Genomic DNA, 14,799 nt, shown 5'->3' on the forward strand with positions numbered 1-14,799 from the left:
ATCATGCGCAGCAGGACTCGCAGGATCTCCCGCTTCGTCACCGCCTACATCGGCGCGGCCTTCCAGGTCGTCGTCCTGGGCACGACGGGCCAAGCGGCGGCGGAAGCGGGGGTCCTCCGCCGCGGCCACGGAGCCTGAAGGACTACCAGTTGTCAGGGGGCCTCCGGGGCGGCGGCCGTCCACGCGTCCTGGGCGCTGGCGTGGGCGGGGAAGCGGCCGAGCACATCTCCGCCCAGCAGGACGAGCTCGATCGCCGTACTGCTGTGGACGACCCTGACCCAGCCCTGCCGGGCCCGGCAGTCGTCCCACGCCGCGCACAGCGGCTCCAGGATGCTTCCGTCCGCGAAGGTCACCTCACGGAGGTCGACGATGAGGAAGACGCGCCCGTGTCCGGTGCGGGCCTCCTCCAGCGCGTGCGCCAAGGGCGCCACGGTGGTCGGGTCCAGCTCACCGCGGGCGTGCACCATCCGGCACTCGTCGAACAGCTCGGGCGCCCGCGGCACGGCGTCACGCGTCCCGGGGGCCGGTGTGCCCGAACAGTTCCGCGGCGGCGTCGAGGGCGCTGCGGGCACCCGGGGCCGGGCGCGGTACGGCCTCGGTGCCGCTGTGGCAGGTGAATCCCAGGCGGGCCATGGCCCGGGTGACCTCGCCGCCGGTGAAGTCGCGGCGGTCCTGCCGGGTGATGACCGCACCGACCTGCATCACGGGATAACGGCGCCGTCCGATGGTCACGGAGTCACCGGTGACCGGCTCGGGCGTGACCCCGGCCATCAAGGCCAGCACTCCGTCCTTGGTCAGTTCGAACGGGTACCGGGCGATGACACAGCGCATGATGCCTCACAGGGAGAAGTCGCGGGGAGAAGTCGCAGGAAGAACCACGGGGAGAAGCCACAGGGAGAGGGGGCCGGGAGGAGCGGCGGCACGTCACGCGGCGCGGCGGTTCCCAGAGGACCGGCCGCGCGCGGTGCGTCCCCGGTGGCCTCGGGCCGATGCCGATGCCGATGCCGACTTCGACTTCGGTGAGGAGGACGCGGTCCGGCGGTGCGGTTCCGCGGTGGGCGGCGCGGCGATGACGACCGGGACACCCGACGGGGCCTTGGCCCCGGTGATCCGGCTCAGCTCGGCCTCGCCGGACCGCACCGCGGTGATCGTCGGTCTGATCCCGGCCGCGGCCATCAGCCGGGCCACGTCACGCCGCTGCCCCGGGGTCACCAGGGTCACGACGCTGCCCGACGCGCCGGCGCGTGCCGTACGGCCGCCGCGGTGCAGATAGTCCTTGTGGTCACCCGGCGGATCCACGTTGACGACCAGGTCGAGGTCGTCGACGTGGATGCCGCGCGCCGCGACGTTCGTCGCCACCAGCACCGTGACCTGGCCGTCCTTGAACTGGGACAGGGTCCGTGTGCGCTGCGGCTGGGACCTGCCGCCGTGCAGGGCGGCGGCGCGGACACCGCTGCCGAGGAGGTGCCTGGTCAGCCGGTCCACCGCGTGCTTGGTGTCCAGGAACATGATCACCCGGCCGTCCCGCGCCGCGATCTCGGTGGTCGTGTTGTGCTTGTCGGCCTCGTGCACGTGCAGGACGTGGTGCTCCATCGTGGTGACGGCACCCGCCGACGGGTCGACGGAGTGGACCACCGGGTCGCTCAGGTAGCGGCGGACCAGCAGGTCGACGTTGCGGTCCAGGGTGGCCGAGAAGAGCATCCGCTGGCCGCCGGGGCGCACCTGGTCGAGCAGCGCGGTGACCTGCGGCATGAACCCCATGTCGGTCATCTGGTCCGCCTCGTCGAGCACGGTGACGGCGACGTCGCCCAGCGCGCAGTCGCCCCGGTCGATGAGGTCCTTGAGCCGCCCCGGCGTGGCGACGACGACCTCCGCCCCGTCCCGCAGCGCACGCGCCTGCCTGCCGATCGACATCCCGCCGACGACGGTGGCCAGCCGCAGCCGTACGGCGCGGGCGTACGGGGTGAGCGCGTCGGTGACCTGCTGGGCGAGCTCGCGGGTGGGCACCAGGACGAGGGCCAGCGGCCGCCGCGGCTCGGCGCGCCGGCCCGCCGTACGGGCCAGCAGGGGGAGGCCGAAGGCGAGGGTCTTGCCGGAACCGGTACGGCCACGGCCGAGTACGTCACGGCCGGCCAGGGAGTTCGGGAGGGTGGCCGCCTGGATGGGGAAGGGCACGGTCACGCCTTCATGGCCGAGGACGGCGAGCAGCGGCGCCGGCATGGCGAGTTCGCCGAACGACTCGACGGCGGGCAGCGCGGGCTCGACGGTCCTCGGCGGTGCGAACTCGGCGTGGGCAGCGGCGGGTTGACCCGGGCGCCCGTCGGGGCGCCGCCGGGATCCGGCGCGGGGGTGGGCGGTACGTGCGGTACTGGGCGTACGTGCGGTGCGCGAACCGCGCGAGCCGCGTGACGGACGTTCTCGGTTCATACGGAACCTTCCTCGATGCGGGCGCGTATCAAGGAATTCCCGCTGCACGATGAACGGCGCAGAGAATCGCGAGAACGAGCCGAAGACGCCAGGGGAGAATCCCCCCGGAAATGCGGCGAGCTGGGGCCCACACCCCAAGGTGCGGGCCCCAGCTGCAAAATCCGCGTCAGAGCCGATGCCGGACGGTCAGGCCGGGACGATGTTCTCGGCGGTGGGGCCCTTCTGGCCCTGGGCCACGTCGAACGACACCTTCTGGCCTTCCTGCAGCTCGCGGAAGCCCTGGGTGGCGATGTTCGAGTAGTGGGCGAAGACGTCGGCGCCGCCGCCGTCCTGCGCGATGAAGCCGAAGCCCTTTTCGGCGTTGAACCACTTCACAGTGCCGGTGGCCATGTCATTTCTCCTTCGGAAACGGTGCTCGGAGTTCACCCTGTGTGGACTCCGTGTCGCCGCGATGATCAACCCGTCGGAAAATGAACCCTTTTGGCGAACCACAACTGCAACCTGATTCGACAGTAGCACGGTGCCCCGGATCACGGGCCGGGAATAATTACGCACGTTTTCCTATTTACGCGCGCGCCTATGCGCGCAGCAGCCGCCCGGTCAGCTCCCGGTACTCCCGCAGCGCGAACCGTAGCTCGGCGGACTGGGTCTCGGGGTCGAGGCCGGCCCAGCCCTCGCGGAGGAGCCGTCGCCGCTCGGCCAGGGCGTTCACGAGCTGGTCCGTCGCCTCGTCGAACGCCCCCTCGGCCTCCTCCAGCGATTCGCGCGGGCTGTCCGCGAAGGTGTTGACGGCATGTCCGAGGCGGCGCGCGATCTCGTCCCGTCCGTCCGAGGGGAGCAGCGGCTCGGGGCCCGTGGCAGGGCGCCCGGCACGCCCCGAGGGCCGGTCCGCGGGCTGCTGGGCGCGTGTCTGGTCGTACATCGTCGTGTGTACCGCTTCCCTGGGGGTGGGTGCACCAGTCAACGTCCGCCGACCACACCTGTCAACGCGACGTCAGCGGCGCAGCCCCAGTGCCGTGCCGCCCGCGTACCGAGCCTGAGTGCCCAACTCCTCCTCGATGCGGACGAGTTGGTTGTACTTGGCGGTGCGGTCGGCGCGCGACAGCGACCCCGTCTTGATCTGTCCGCACCCCGTCGCGACGGCGAGGTCCGCGATCGTCGTGTCCTCGGTCTCGCCGGAGCGGTGGGACATCACGACCGTGTACCCGGCGCGGTGCGCGGTGCCCACCGTGGCCAGCGTCTCCGTCAGCGTCCCGATCTGGTTGACCTTCACCAGGATCGAGTTGGCGATCCCGTCCCGGATCCCCGCCCGCAGCAGCGTCTCGTTGGTGCAGAAGACGTCGTCCCCGGTGAGCTGGCAGCGGTCGCCGAGCCGCGCGGTCAGCTCGCGCCAGCCCGTGTGGTCGTCCTCGGCCATCGGGTCCTCGATGGAGGCGACGGGGTAGCGGTCGACGAGCGTGGCCAGGTAGTCGGTGTGCTCGGCGGGGGTGCGGCGGACGCCCTCGCCCGTGTAGTCGTACACCCCGTCACGGAAGAACTCCGACGTCGCCGGGTCCATGACGAGCGTGATGTCGGTGCCGGGCTTGTACCCGGTCTGCTCGACGGCCCGTACGACGAAGTCCAGCGCCTCGTCGGCCGTACGCAGGTCGGGCGCGAAGCCGCCCTCGTCGCCGACGTTCACGCTGTGGCCGGCGGCGAGCAGGTTCCGGCGCAGGGTGTGGAAGACCTCGGAGCCCATACGGACGGCCTCGGCGAAGGTCGCCGCGCCGACCGGCGCGATCATGAACTCCTGGAAGTCCAGCGGGTTGTCGGCGTGGGCACCGCCGTTGACGATGTTCATCATCGGCACCGGCAGGACGCGGGCGTCGACCCCGCCGACGTAGCGGTACAGCGGGAGGCGGTGGGCGGCCGCGGCGGCCTTCGCGGTGGCCAGCGAGACGCCGAGCAGGGCGTTCGCGCCGAGGCGGGACTTGGTGTCCGTGCCGTCCAGCTCGATCATCGTGCGGTCGACGGTCGCCTGGTCCTCGGCGTCGAGCCCGGTCACCGCGTCCGCGATGCTCTCGTTCACGGCGTCCACGGCCCGCCGGACTCCCTTGCCGTGGAAGCGGGCCGGGTCGCCGTCCCGCAGCTCCACCGCCTCGCGGGCCCCGGTCGAGGCCCCGGACGGCACGGCCGCGCGCCCGAGCGACCCGTCCTTCAGTACGACGTCCACCTCGACGGTCGGATTCCCCCGGCTGTCGATGATCTCCCGTGCGACGACCCGGCTGATGGCGGTCACGGTGCAACTCCCAACGTAAGTTCCACGAGGAAACAAAGTGAGTCCTGAAAGAGAACCTACTATGGGCGCATGAGAAGGCACAACGCCGACGAGACGTGCGGCATCGCCCAGACCGCGGTCGTCCTGGGGGACTGGTGGAACGTGCTGGTGCTGCGCGAGGTCGCCCGAGGACATGTCCGCTTCGACGCGCTGGCTGCCGAGATCGGCCTGTCCCGAAACGTCCTGACCGAACGGCTCGGCCGGCTCGTCGCCCGCGGGGTGCTGCGCCGCAGCCTGTACCAGAGGCGTCCGGTGCGTTACGAGTACCTGCTCACCGACGCCGGAACGGCGCTGCTGCCCCTGCTCGTCGCCATGCAGGACTGGGGCGACCGCTGGATGCTGGGCGACGGCAGCCTCACCGCGACCGCCGAGGCGGACGGCGCCGAACACGCGCGGGTGCACGCCCTGGTCGGCACCCGCCTGCCCGACGGCCTCGAACTGCCCGGCGCGCAGGGGCAGTACGCGCCGGTCGCCGCACCGGAGGCCGCCGCGACGGTGCTGTTCACCTACCCCGGCACCGGCATCGAATGGGGCCCGATCCCCGGAGCCGCGGGCTGCACGCTGGAGCACCGGCTCTTCTCGGACGCCTGGCCGGAATTCCGCCGGGCGGGCGTGGCCGTACGCGGCATCAGCACCCAACTCACCCACGAACAGGAGGAGTTCGCCCGAGCCGAGAACATCCCGTACCCGCTCCTGTCCGACGCCGCCCACCAACTGGCCGCCGCGCTACGGCTGCCGACCTTCCGGGGCGCCGGACGGCTGCGGCACAAACGCCTGATCCTGGTCGCCGACGCCGAACGGACCGTACGCCACGCGCTGTTCCCCGTGGACGACATCCCGCACGCGGTCGCGGAGAGCCTGCGACTGGGCGCGGAGTGCGCCGGGACCAAGGGGTGAGCCGCGCGTGTCACTCGTACCGGTACTTCAACGACTCCTCTTCCGTCCGCTCGATGTCCGCGATCGTCAGCTCCGGCATCCGCAGCTGGGCCAGCGTCACCTCGGCGGAGGTCGGCTGGGCGTCGGCCGGCAGCCACTGCTCCGGCTTCCACGCCCCGCTGCGCAGCAGCGACTTGGGGCAGTGCGGGTAGACCTCCTCGATCCCCACCACCAGCGCACTGGCCGGCGGCTTGCCCACGGGGGTCAGCTGGGACAGCAGCTCCGGGCGGGTGGAGACGCAGGCCCGGCCGTTCACCCTGAGCGTCGTGGTGCGCCCCGGGATGACGAACAGCAGTCCGGCGCGCCCGGTGGCGAGGACGTTCTGCAGGGTGTCCAGCCGCTTGTTGCCGGTCGCGTCCGGTATCGCCACGGTCCGCGAGTCGAGGACGGCGACGAACCCGGCGGGACCGCCGCGCGGGGACACGTCACAGTTGCCCTCGGCGTCCACGCTGGCGACCAGGACGAGCGCGGAGCAGCCGATCAACTTCCGGGTCTGCTCGGTGAGTTCGGTCATCTGCTTGCGTACGGCCGTGTCGTTGGGAAGCGCGTAGACCTGACGCAGCGCCTCCTGGTCCCGCACGGCGTCGAGACGGAGCGAGTCGAAGGCACTGCCGGCAAGGGTTGACGTCATGGCATCGACCTTATGCGCGTCACGGCTGGTCCTGAACGGCCGGGCGAGCGTAGGGGTGTCGACGAGTTGCCCCGGAGCCCTCGCCGCGAGGATGGGTGATCATCCAGAGCGTGGCGAGCAGCGCGGTGACGGCGAGGGCGAGGAGCAGCTGCGAGGTGTGCGTTCCGGCGCTGTCCGCCGTGCGGGCGACGGGGTTGGGCAACCCCAGGCGGTCCAGCAGCCAGCCGAGGGCCAGACCGGCGGTCAGCAGCGCACCGGCCGTGCGCACGGCGGAGTGCCTGCGCAACCGGACGAGGCAGATCAGACTCGGCAGGGCCAGCAGGACGAGGACGAGCTGCATGCACTCGATGCCGAGGTTGAACCCCGCCAGGCTCAGGGTCAGTTGGGTGGTGGAGAGTTTCATCTCGGCGAGGGTGAGGGAGAAGGCCAGGCCGTGTCCGAGCCCGAAGACGCCGGCGATGACGGCCTCGCGTCCCGGGAAGAGCGGGCGGACGGCGTGGACGGCCCCGACGAGAATGCTGAAGGCGATGAACGCCTCGACCGGCTGGGCCGGGATGTCGAGGCGGCCGAAGGCGCTCACGGCCAGCGCCAGGGAGTGGCCGAGCGTGAACGCGAGCGTGGTGCGGGCGATCCGGCCGAGGGCGGTGCGGGTGCCCACGGTTCCGCGCCAGCGGTTCCCGGCCGCCCGGAGCGGCGCGGGCAGCAGCAGGATGAGCAGGAACAGCAGATGGTCGGTGCCCTCGAGGATGTGCTCGGCGCCGAGCCGGAACATGGCGTAGGTGCCGCTCCAGACACTGCCGCCGGCCAGGTCGACGGTGAGGGGCGCGATGGTCATGCTGCGGGTGTCGATGCCGATGACGCCGACCTGAGCCGCGCCGCTCCGCCCGTCGCCGGCCACCTTGCCGGCGGCCCAGTCCTGACGGACGGAGACCAGGACGGTGTGGGTGACGACCTGGTGGACGATGGCGTCGTAGTCGAGGACGAACCGCCGTACGTCCCCGCCGGGAGGCGGGGTCAGGGTGGCCCGGACGGTCAGCTCGCGGTAGACGCCGGTGGAGGTCTGCTCCGCCCGGCTCAGCGCCGTCGCGCCGATCGTGACGGCCCACGCCTTGCCGTCGCGGGTGGTGGGGTGGAGGTGGGCGGCGAGGTAGCGCCGGACGGCGGGGGCCCGTGCCGACAGCTGCCCGGCCGTGGTGGTGTCGTCCAGGGCGATGCCGCTGGCCCGGGAGAAGTCGCCGAGCGGCAGGTCCAGTTCGGCGGTCACCGACGCCTCGTGCACGTCGAGCAGGAGCACCGAGTGCGGCATCGGATGCGCGGCGGCAGGCGGCGCCGCCAGAAGCAGCGCCGCCAGGACCGCCACCGCCGACCCGACCGCCATGCGCAGCGCCGATGACAGCGAGAGCGGCGAGCGGTTCATCAGAAGGAGAACTCTCCGCCGTAGTCGCGCGTGTGGTCGCGGTAGACGGTGTGGTAGTGCACGCCGCTGTAGACGACGCCGTTCTGGCAGACGAACTCGATCCAGACGCCGGGCCCGTCGATGCGCACGTAGTCACCCTGGCTGCTCAGGGCGCTGCTGCCCGAGTACGAGATGTAGGTGCCGGACAGTTCCGACTGGTAGGTGGACAGCAGCGAGGCGGAGGTCGTGTCGTCCGCGACCTTGACCCACGGGGTGATGGCCGCGAGGACGAGCGCCTGCTGGGTGCTGGAGAGTCCGCTGACCGCGAGGCCCTGCTTGGTCGTCGGGAACTGGCCGTCCTTGCCCGGGCCAAGCAGCACGTCGCTGTACGACGTCGAGAGCTTCGCCTGGGCGAGCTGGCTGCTGCTGAGGCCGCCGAGCATGGCGAGCATCGCGTTGCGCATCCCGCTGAGCGGTGCGTACGTGGTGCCGCCCGAGGTCCAGCTGGTCGGCTCCACGCCGACGAAGTAGGGGGTCGTGCCCTCGACCGCGCCGTTCTTGTAGGTGAGGTTCACGGCCAGGTGGTGGCCGCCGAAGTGCAGTTGCCAGGTGCCGCTGGTGCTCGGGGTGCCGAGGAACGCCAGGTAGTAGTTGCCGCTGCCGTAGCCGGAGGCGCTCTGCCCGAGGACGTCGTCGGCGGCCAGGATCTTGGAGACCTGGTCGTACCCGGTTCCGCTGCCCGTCCCGGTGGCCGCCTGCACCACCGCCTTGGCGGCGGCGAGTTGGGTGCTGCTGAGCGTGCTGAACTGGATGCCGACGCGGCAGGTGGAGCCGCACGGGAGGTTCGACCAGGCGGTCGCGTTGGCCTTCGTGAAGCTGAGCAGCACCTTCGACTTCTGGCTCGTGGACAGGGTGTTCAGGAATGTGTTGGCCGCGGTGACCACGTCCGACACGGTCGCGTCCGACACGGTCGCCGACGCGCCGGCCGAGGCGCTCTGGGGGGTCGCGGCGTTCGCGTGGACGTAGGCCCCTCCGACGAGGAAGGCGGTGGCCGCCGTAACGGCCACGCCCGTCCTCTTCCAGCTCTGCGCCAGTCTGCTGCGCGTGCTGTTTTCTGGCACCTTGACGGTCCCTTCGGTAGACGTTTGCCATGCACATGACAAACGAGTGTGTGGTTGTCCGAACGCGGCGGAGCACCGAAAACGGTGGTGCACACGGCCCCCGAAAACAATCGGGGCAACCTGTGAATCACCCAGGAATCGAGCCCGGGGCAACGCCTGCCGCGTCGAGCAGGGTGGTCACGGTGGGGATGACGAGCCCGCCCTGTGTGTCGGCCTTGATCCCCGCACGGGCGCTGGCGCCGTCGAAGACCAGGATCAGCTGCCGGGCCAGCAGGTCCGGGTCGCTCGCCCCGCCCTGCTCGGCCTCGGCGCGGAAGAAGGCCGCGAGGTTCTCCTTGACCCGACGGGCCACCCGGCTCGCGGGGTGCTCGGGGTCCTTGAGTTCGATCTGTACGACGAGGTACCGGCAGCCCTGGAAGTCGGGCGCACCCGCCTGCGCCTCCGCCTTCTCGAAGACGTGCAGGATCCGCTCGCGCGGCGGACGGTTGTCGTCCGCCGCGGGAAGGAGTGCCGTCACGTAGGCGGAGGCGCGTTCCTCCAGGCTCGCCGCCAGCAGCTCGCCCTTGCTCTCGAACAGCTTGTACATGGAGCGCTTGGACACGCCCGCCGCCTTGCACAGCGCGTCGACGCCGATGTTGACGCCGTCTCGGTAGGTCAGCGTGGCCGCTGCCTCCAGCAGCCGCTCTCGGGAGCTCGGCATTGCTTCGGTGGTCATACGGCGAGGTTAACTCGATTCCGCCCGCCAGGAAACCGATCGGTTTTATGGCCGGCTCAGTGGGCGATCACGGGCTCGCCCTCCGACGGCGCCAGAGCCGCGTTCGGCATCAGGAACGCCGTGAGCACCGCGCCGACCACGAAGATCCCGGCGCCCCACGCCAGGGTGGCCGTGTAGCTCTCGACCCCGGCCCGCGCCATGGTCAGCGCGCCGGGCTTGTGCGCGGACAGGTAGTCGGTGGCGGCCGATGAGGCGACGGTGGTCAGCAGTGCCGTACTGATCGAGCCGCCCACCTGCTGGCTGGTGTTGATCAGCGCCGAGGCGACGCCCGCGTCCTCGTGGTGCACGCCCGCGGTCGCGCCCTGGAACGCGGTGGTCATCACCGCGCCGATGCCGAGGCCCAGCAGGATCATGCCCGGCATGATGTCGGCGGCGTACGTGCTGTCCAGCGTGAGCCGGGTCAGCAGGGCCATGCCGGACGCGGAGACCAGGAAGCCGGCGCTGATCACGGTCTTCGGGCCGACCCTGGGCAGCAGCAGTGCGGGCACCGTGGTCGACGCGGCGACGATGCTGCCGACCATCGGCAGGAAGGACAGACCGGCCTCGATCGGGGAGTAGCCGATGCTCGCCTCCAGGTAGTAGGTCAGGAACAGGAAGATCGAGAACATCCCCATGCCCAGGACGAACACGGCCAGGAACGAACCGCCCCGGGTCCGGTCCAGCACGACGCGCGGCGGCAGCAGCGGATGCGCGACCCTGAGCTCCAGCCAGGCGAACACCCCGAGCAGTACGACGCCGCTGATCATGGAGCCGAGGGCGACCGGGTCGGTCCAGCTGGTGGACTCGACGTGCGCGAATCCGTAGACGACGCCGAACAGCGCGGCGCTCACCACGACCGTGCCGGGAACGTCGATCCTGGGCCGCTCGGCGTGCGCGGGCTTGGCGAGCAACAGCAACGCACCGGCCAGCGCGACGGCCGCGAAGACGACGTTCACGTACATCACCCAGCGCCATGACGCCCATTCGGTCAGCATGCCGCCGAGCAGCAGTCCGACCGCGGCGCCCGCACCGGACAGCGCGCTGAAGATGCCGAACGCCTTCGGGCGCTCGGCCGGGTCGGTGAAGGTCACGCTGAGCAGGGACAGCGCCGCGGGTGCGAGGAGCGCCGCGAACAGGCCCTGGGCCACGCGGGCCGCGACGAGTATCTCGAAGCTGCCGGCCGCGCCGCCGACGACGGACGCGCCCGCGAAACCGATCAGCCCGGTCACGAAGGTCGTACGCCGGCCGAACAGGTCACCGAGCCGGCCGCCGAGCAGCAGCAGGCTGCCGAACGCCAAGGCGTACCCCGTGATGACCCACTGCCGGCTGCCGTCGCTGAACCCGAGGTCGTGCTGCGCCTCGGGCAGCGCGATGTTCACGACGGTCGCGTCCAGCGTGACCATCAGCTGCGCCACGCCCAGCACGACGAGCACCCACCAGCGCACGGCATGTGAGCCGCGGCGGCCCGGGTCTGTTTTTCCGGGGACGGGCGCCCCGCGGTCGTAGGTGGTACTCACTTTTCCCCTTGGTCGCTGGTCATGGGCCGACCGTCGGTCGGAAACCGATCGGTTTCCCCACAGGAAAACAGATCGGTTTCCTCGGTGCAAGCGAGTGGCGTGCCGGGCTTGCGCATGGAAACCGATCGGTTTACCTTGGTGGAAACTGATCGGTTTCTCTTCTCTGGAGTCGGCGAGATGCCCAGCCAGGAATCACGTCCCACGATTCACATCCCGGGGACCACCAGCCACACCATCGCCGCGCGCCCGGAATCCGGTGGTCGCGAGGGAACGCTGCGCTACCTCAAGGCGGGCACCGGAGCTCCCCTGGTCCTGCTGCACACCGTGCGCACCCAGGCCGAGCACTTCCATCACCTGATCCCGCTGATCGCGGACCACTACACCGTGTACGCCCTCGACCTGCCGGGGATGGGCTACTCCGAGATCGTGCCCGGGGCGTCGTACGACGAGCCGGCCATGCGCGCGGGCGTCGAGCGGCTCCTGACCGAGCTCGACCTGCGCGACGTGACGTTGGTGGGTGAGTCCATGGGAGCGGTGCTCGCCCTGACCGCCGCGGCCGACCTTCCGGAGCGGGTGCGGCGCGTCGTCGCGGTGAACGCCTACGACTTCCGCGGCGGCATCGCCCGCTCCGGCCTCCTCGCCCGCGTGGTGGTCAGTGGAGTCCTCGCCCCGGGGGTCGGCCCGGTGATCGCCGGGGTGGAGCCCAGGCCCGCCCTCCGCCGGATCCTTCAGGGCGGGCTCGGCGACAAGAGCGCGTTGCGGGAGGACTACGTGGACGAGCTCCTCCAGGTGGGCGGGCGCCCCGGCTACCCGGCCGTCGCCCGGGCCGTCTACCAGGCCCTCCCCAGCCTCATCGCCGCTCGCTCGCGCTACCCCGAGGTCAAGGCGCCCGTCCACCTCGTCTACGGCGAGAAGGACTGGTCCCGCCCCTCGGACCGGCAGGCCGACAAGAGGCTGCTGCCGGCTGCCGACTTCACACAGGTCCCGGAGGCGGGCCACTTCATCGCTCTGGAGCGACCCGACGTGCTGGCCGACCTGTTGAACGCGGCGGCCTGACCCCCCCGGACCGTCCCGGAACGGCATTCCAGGGAAGGGTCGTTCCCGCAGGTCAAACGGCGTTTTTCCGTTCCACCGTCCCATCTCCGTTGAAGATCGTTGCCTGCGCGGCGGCGGCCCCTGCACGCTCTTGTTCCAGCAGCGGATCCGGGGCCTCCGGATTCCGTGGAACAGATCTGTGAACGGGGAAGAACACCCATGCGCAAGCACCGCATCCGTACCGCCACCCTGGCCGCCACGACCCTCCTGGCCGCCCTGTCCCTCACCGCGTGCAACGGCCTGGACGACAACGCGTCCCCCGCCTCCACGTCCGGATCCTCCAGCGCGTCGGCCGAGAACACCTCCGGCACCAAGGACACCGGCACGAACGGCGCCGGCACCGGCGGCACGCAGGGGAAGGGAACGGCCACCGGTGGCTCGTCGTCCGGCTCCACCACCGGGTCCTCCACCACCAAGTCCTCCACCACCGGGTCCTCCTCCTCCGGCGGCAGCGGCGACAAGAGCGGCTACGGACAGAGCTGCGGCACCAACGACCTCACCTGGAGCTCCCGCTCCGAGACCCAGGCCGGCGGCTACATCCTCGTCATGGTCAAGGCCAAGCCCGGCATCACCTGCGTCCTGCCCGGCAGCCTGCCCGTCGTCGCCTTCGGTTCGGACGGCACCCAGGCGAGCAACGCCGAACAGGTCGTCGGCCAGGAACTGACCCTCAGCGGCTCCACCACCGCGTACGCCGGCGTGAACCCCAAGACCACCAACAACGACGACGGCAAGGAGCTGACCAGCATCATCGTCAGTGTCACCGACAACGACCCCCACCCGGTCTCCCTGAAGACCGGCACCATCACCGTCGACAAGCCCATCGTCACCAACTGGCACACCTCGGCCGCCGACGCCGTTCCCGGCGACGGCACCGACAGCTGACTGCTCCCGCGCTTCAGCCCAGGCGCCACTGCTGGTTCGCGCCGCCGTTGCAGGTCCACAGTTCGAGCGCGGTGCCGTTGACGTTGCCGGAGGCCTGGTCGCCGCCGGTGACGTCGAGGCAGAGGCCCGACTGGGTGCCGGTGACGGTGCCGTCGGGGTTGAGGCTCCACTTCTGGTTGGCGCCGCCGTTGCAGGTGTAGAGCTGCACCTTGGTGCCGGCGGCGGTGCCGTTGTCGTAGGCGTCCAGGCACTGGGTGCCGCCGTAGAGCCGGAGTTCACCGGCGGCCGTGATGGTCACGGCCTGGTTGGCGCCCGAGCCGCAGTCCCAGATCTCGATCTTCGTGCCGGGGGCGGTCTGGTTGTCGTAGGCGTCCAGGCAGCGGTTGGAGGAGGCGCCGACCAGCCGGTGGGTGGTTCCGACGCTGGTGCCGCTGCCCGCGGAGACCCGGTACATCACCGAGCCGTGGCCGGGCACGCGGGCCGAGATGCTTCCGGTGGTGCTGCTGACCACGTGGGACCAGAGGTTGTCCAGCCGGTACGAGGACGCCGCGGGGAGGCCGGCCGCGGTGGCGGAGGTGGTGACGGTGGCGGCGGAGGAGTTCTCGTTGAAGAGCACCACCGACACGTCACCGTTCGCCAGCGGTTTGGCCAGTACGTGCAGGCCGCCGGAGGAGGACACCTCGGTGCCCTGCCTGCCCAGGGAGTCCTGGTCCACGGCGATGACGTCCTTGTTGCCGTAGAGGGAGAGGGTGGCGGCGGAGGCCTTGCGCAGGTCGGTGCCGGCGATCAGCGGTGCGGCCATCTCCGACCAGAGGCTGAAGTGCGTACGGTCCTCGGTGAACGACATGCCGTTGCCGACTTCGAGCATGTCGGGGTCGTTCCAGGCGCCGGGCTTGGCGTAGGCGGCGAGTTTGACGTTGGCCTTGTAGATCGACACCACGGTGGAGAAGTTGACGTTGATGTCGTCTGTGGTGCGCCAGCTGTTGCCGACCCCCGCACCCCAGGTCCACACGTCGGCCAGGCCCCAGTTGCACAGGCTGTAGACGATCGGGCGGCCGGTGTTCGCCAGGGCGTCCCGCATCGCGGTGTAGCGCTGCTGGTCGGGCACGTTCTGGTGGTTGCAGTTGTCGTACTTGAGGTAGTCCACGCCCCACGCGGCGAAGCTGTTCGCGTCCGTCTGCTCGTGGCCGAGGCTTCCGGGGTAGCCCGCGCAGGTGGCGGTGCCGGCGCTCTCGTAGATGCCGAGCTTGAGCCCCTTGCCGTGGACGTAGGCGGCGGTGCCGCTGATGCCGTCGGGGAACTTGGCCGGATCCGGGACCAGTTGGCCCGCCGCGTTGCGGGCCGAACTCATCCAGCAGTCGTCGATGTTGACGTACTGGTACCCGGCGTCCTTCAGACCGGAGCTGACCAGGTAGTCGGCGGTCTGCTCGACCAGTTGCTCCGTGACGTTGCAGCCGAAGGAGTTCCAGTCGTTCCAGCCCATCGGGGGCGTCCTGGCCAGGCCGTTGTCGAGGGCCCGCGCGGGTGGCGCGGCGCGCAGCACCAGCAGAACCGGGACGAGGGCCAGCAGGAGCACCAGTGTGAGGGGGGCGCTCAGGCGTCTCGTGAGGGGTGCCGGGACGATCATGTCGATGCCTCCTGCTTCGCCGTGTGGGGCCGTACGAACTCAAGGACTCGGCAGCGTCGTCGCGTTGCCGGTGTGGCGCCGATGGAATCGTGAGCA

Annotated in this window: 16 protein-coding genes; 4 read left to right on the top strand and 12 right to left on the bottom strand. The window is 70.8% G+C overall.

Annotated features, from left to right (window positions below; translation table 11 throughout):
- Positions 1–3 precede the first annotated feature (3 nt).
- On the top strand, positions 4–138 hold the full coding sequence (locus MQP27_RS51055; protein WP_278196580.1) for a hypothetical protein: 135 nt from the start codon (positions 4–6) through the stop codon (positions 136–138).
- Positions 139–152: 14 nt separating this feature from the next.
- On the opposite strand, the gene MQP27_RS27885 is transcribed toward MQP27_RS51055, so the two are convergent.
- From MQP27_RS27885 to eno, 6 genes are all read right to left on the bottom strand, one after another.
- Entirely contained in the window at positions 153–503 is a 351-nt protein-coding gene (locus tag MQP27_RS27885; protein WP_242768656.1) for an STAS domain-containing protein, read from the bottom strand.
- A 4-nt stretch (positions 504–507) separates the two neighbouring features.
- Positions 508–831, bottom strand: a complete 324-nt coding sequence (locus MQP27_RS27890; RefSeq protein WP_242768657.1) for an SCO5918 family protein — start codon at positions 829–831, stop codon at positions 508–510.
- Positions 832–924: 93 nt separating this feature from the next.
- Positions 925–2,427, bottom strand: a complete 1,503-nt coding sequence (locus MQP27_RS27895; protein WP_242768658.1) for a DEAD/DEAH box helicase — start codon at positions 2,425–2,427, stop codon at positions 925–927.
- A 186-nt stretch (positions 2,428–2,613) separates the two neighbouring features.
- A complete protein-coding gene (locus MQP27_RS27900) occupies positions 2,614–2,817 on the bottom strand; it encodes a cold-shock protein (RefSeq protein ID WP_161148376.1) in 204 nt (67 codons plus the stop codon).
- A gap of 187 nt (positions 2,818–3,004) precedes the next feature.
- Positions 3,005–3,349 (bottom strand): hypothetical protein, encoded by a 345-nt coding sequence (locus MQP27_RS27905; protein ID WP_242768659.1) that lies wholly within the window; start codon positions 3,347–3,349, stop codon positions 3,005–3,007.
- Positions 3,350–3,421: 72 nt separating this feature from the next.
- Positions 3,422–4,705, bottom strand: a complete 1,284-nt coding sequence (gene eno / locus MQP27_RS27910; protein ID WP_242768660.1) for a phosphopyruvate hydratase — start codon at positions 4,703–4,705, stop codon at positions 3,422–3,424.
- Between the two features lie 69 nt (positions 4,706–4,774).
- On the opposite strand from eno, the gene MQP27_RS27915 reads away from it, so the two are divergent.
- Positions 4,775–5,641 (top strand): winged helix-turn-helix transcriptional regulator, encoded by an 867-nt coding sequence (locus MQP27_RS27915; protein ID WP_242768661.1) that lies wholly within the window; start codon positions 4,775–4,777, stop codon positions 5,639–5,641.
- 10 nt (positions 5,642–5,651) lie between these two features.
- On the opposite strand, the gene MQP27_RS27920 is transcribed toward MQP27_RS27915, so the two are convergent.
- The 5 genes from MQP27_RS27920 to MQP27_RS27940 all read right to left on the bottom strand — a co-directional run bounded on the left by MQP27_RS27920 (position 5,652) and on the right by MQP27_RS27940 (position 11,099).
- Positions 5,652–6,311 (bottom strand): MSMEG_1061 family FMN-dependent PPOX-type flavoprotein, encoded by a 660-nt coding sequence (locus MQP27_RS27920; protein WP_242768662.1) that lies wholly within the window; start codon positions 6,309–6,311, stop codon positions 5,652–5,654.
- A gap of 19 nt (positions 6,312–6,330) precedes the next feature.
- Positions 6,331–7,728: a HupE/UreJ family protein gene (locus tag MQP27_RS27925; RefSeq protein WP_242768663.1), complete on the bottom strand. Its 1,398-nt coding sequence runs from the start codon at positions 7,726–7,728 to the stop codon at positions 6,331–6,333.
- Positions 7,728–8,828 carry a DUF3500 domain-containing protein gene (locus MQP27_RS27930; protein WP_242768664.1) on the bottom strand — a complete coding sequence of 367 codons (1,101 nt, stop codon included), beginning with the start codon at positions 8,826–8,828 and terminating at the stop codon, positions 7,728–7,730. Before MQP27_RS27930 ends, MQP27_RS27925 begins: the two co-directional genes overlap by 1 nt.
- A 127-nt stretch (positions 8,829–8,955) precedes the next feature.
- Positions 8,956–9,543 (bottom strand): TetR/AcrR family transcriptional regulator, encoded by a 588-nt coding sequence (locus MQP27_RS27935; protein ID WP_242768665.1) that lies wholly within the window; start codon positions 9,541–9,543, stop codon positions 8,956–8,958.
- A gap of 56 nt (positions 9,544–9,599) precedes the next feature.
- Positions 9,600–11,099 carry an MFS transporter gene (locus MQP27_RS27940; protein WP_242768666.1) on the bottom strand — a complete coding sequence of 500 codons (1,500 nt, stop codon included), beginning with the start codon at positions 11,097–11,099 and terminating at the stop codon, positions 9,600–9,602.
- A 177-nt stretch (positions 11,100–11,276) separates the two neighbouring features.
- On the opposite strand from MQP27_RS27940, the gene MQP27_RS27945 reads away from it, so the two are divergent.
- Positions 11,277–12,155, top strand: a complete 879-nt coding sequence (locus MQP27_RS27945) for an alpha/beta fold hydrolase (protein WP_242768667.1) — start codon at positions 11,277–11,279, stop codon at positions 12,153–12,155.
- Between the two features lie 198 nt (positions 12,156–12,353).
- Complete coding sequence (locus MQP27_RS27950; protein ID WP_242768668.1) at positions 12,354–13,076, top strand: DUF4232 domain-containing protein; 723 nt, start codon at positions 12,354–12,356, stop codon at positions 13,074–13,076.
- A gap of 13 nt (positions 13,077–13,089) precedes the next feature.
- Here MQP27_RS27950 and MQP27_RS27955 read toward each other — a convergent pair whose 3' ends face one another.
- Entirely contained in the window at positions 13,090–14,703 is a 1,614-nt protein-coding gene (locus MQP27_RS27955; RefSeq protein ID WP_242768669.1) for a glycoside hydrolase family 27 protein, read from the bottom strand.
- Positions 14,704–14,799 lie beyond the last annotated feature (96 nt).

This window comes from Streptomyces cylindrosporus, assembly GCF_022698165.1.
Classification (GTDB): domain Bacteria; phylum Actinomycetota; class Actinomycetes; order Streptomycetales; family Streptomycetaceae; genus Streptomyces; species Streptomyces cylindrosporus.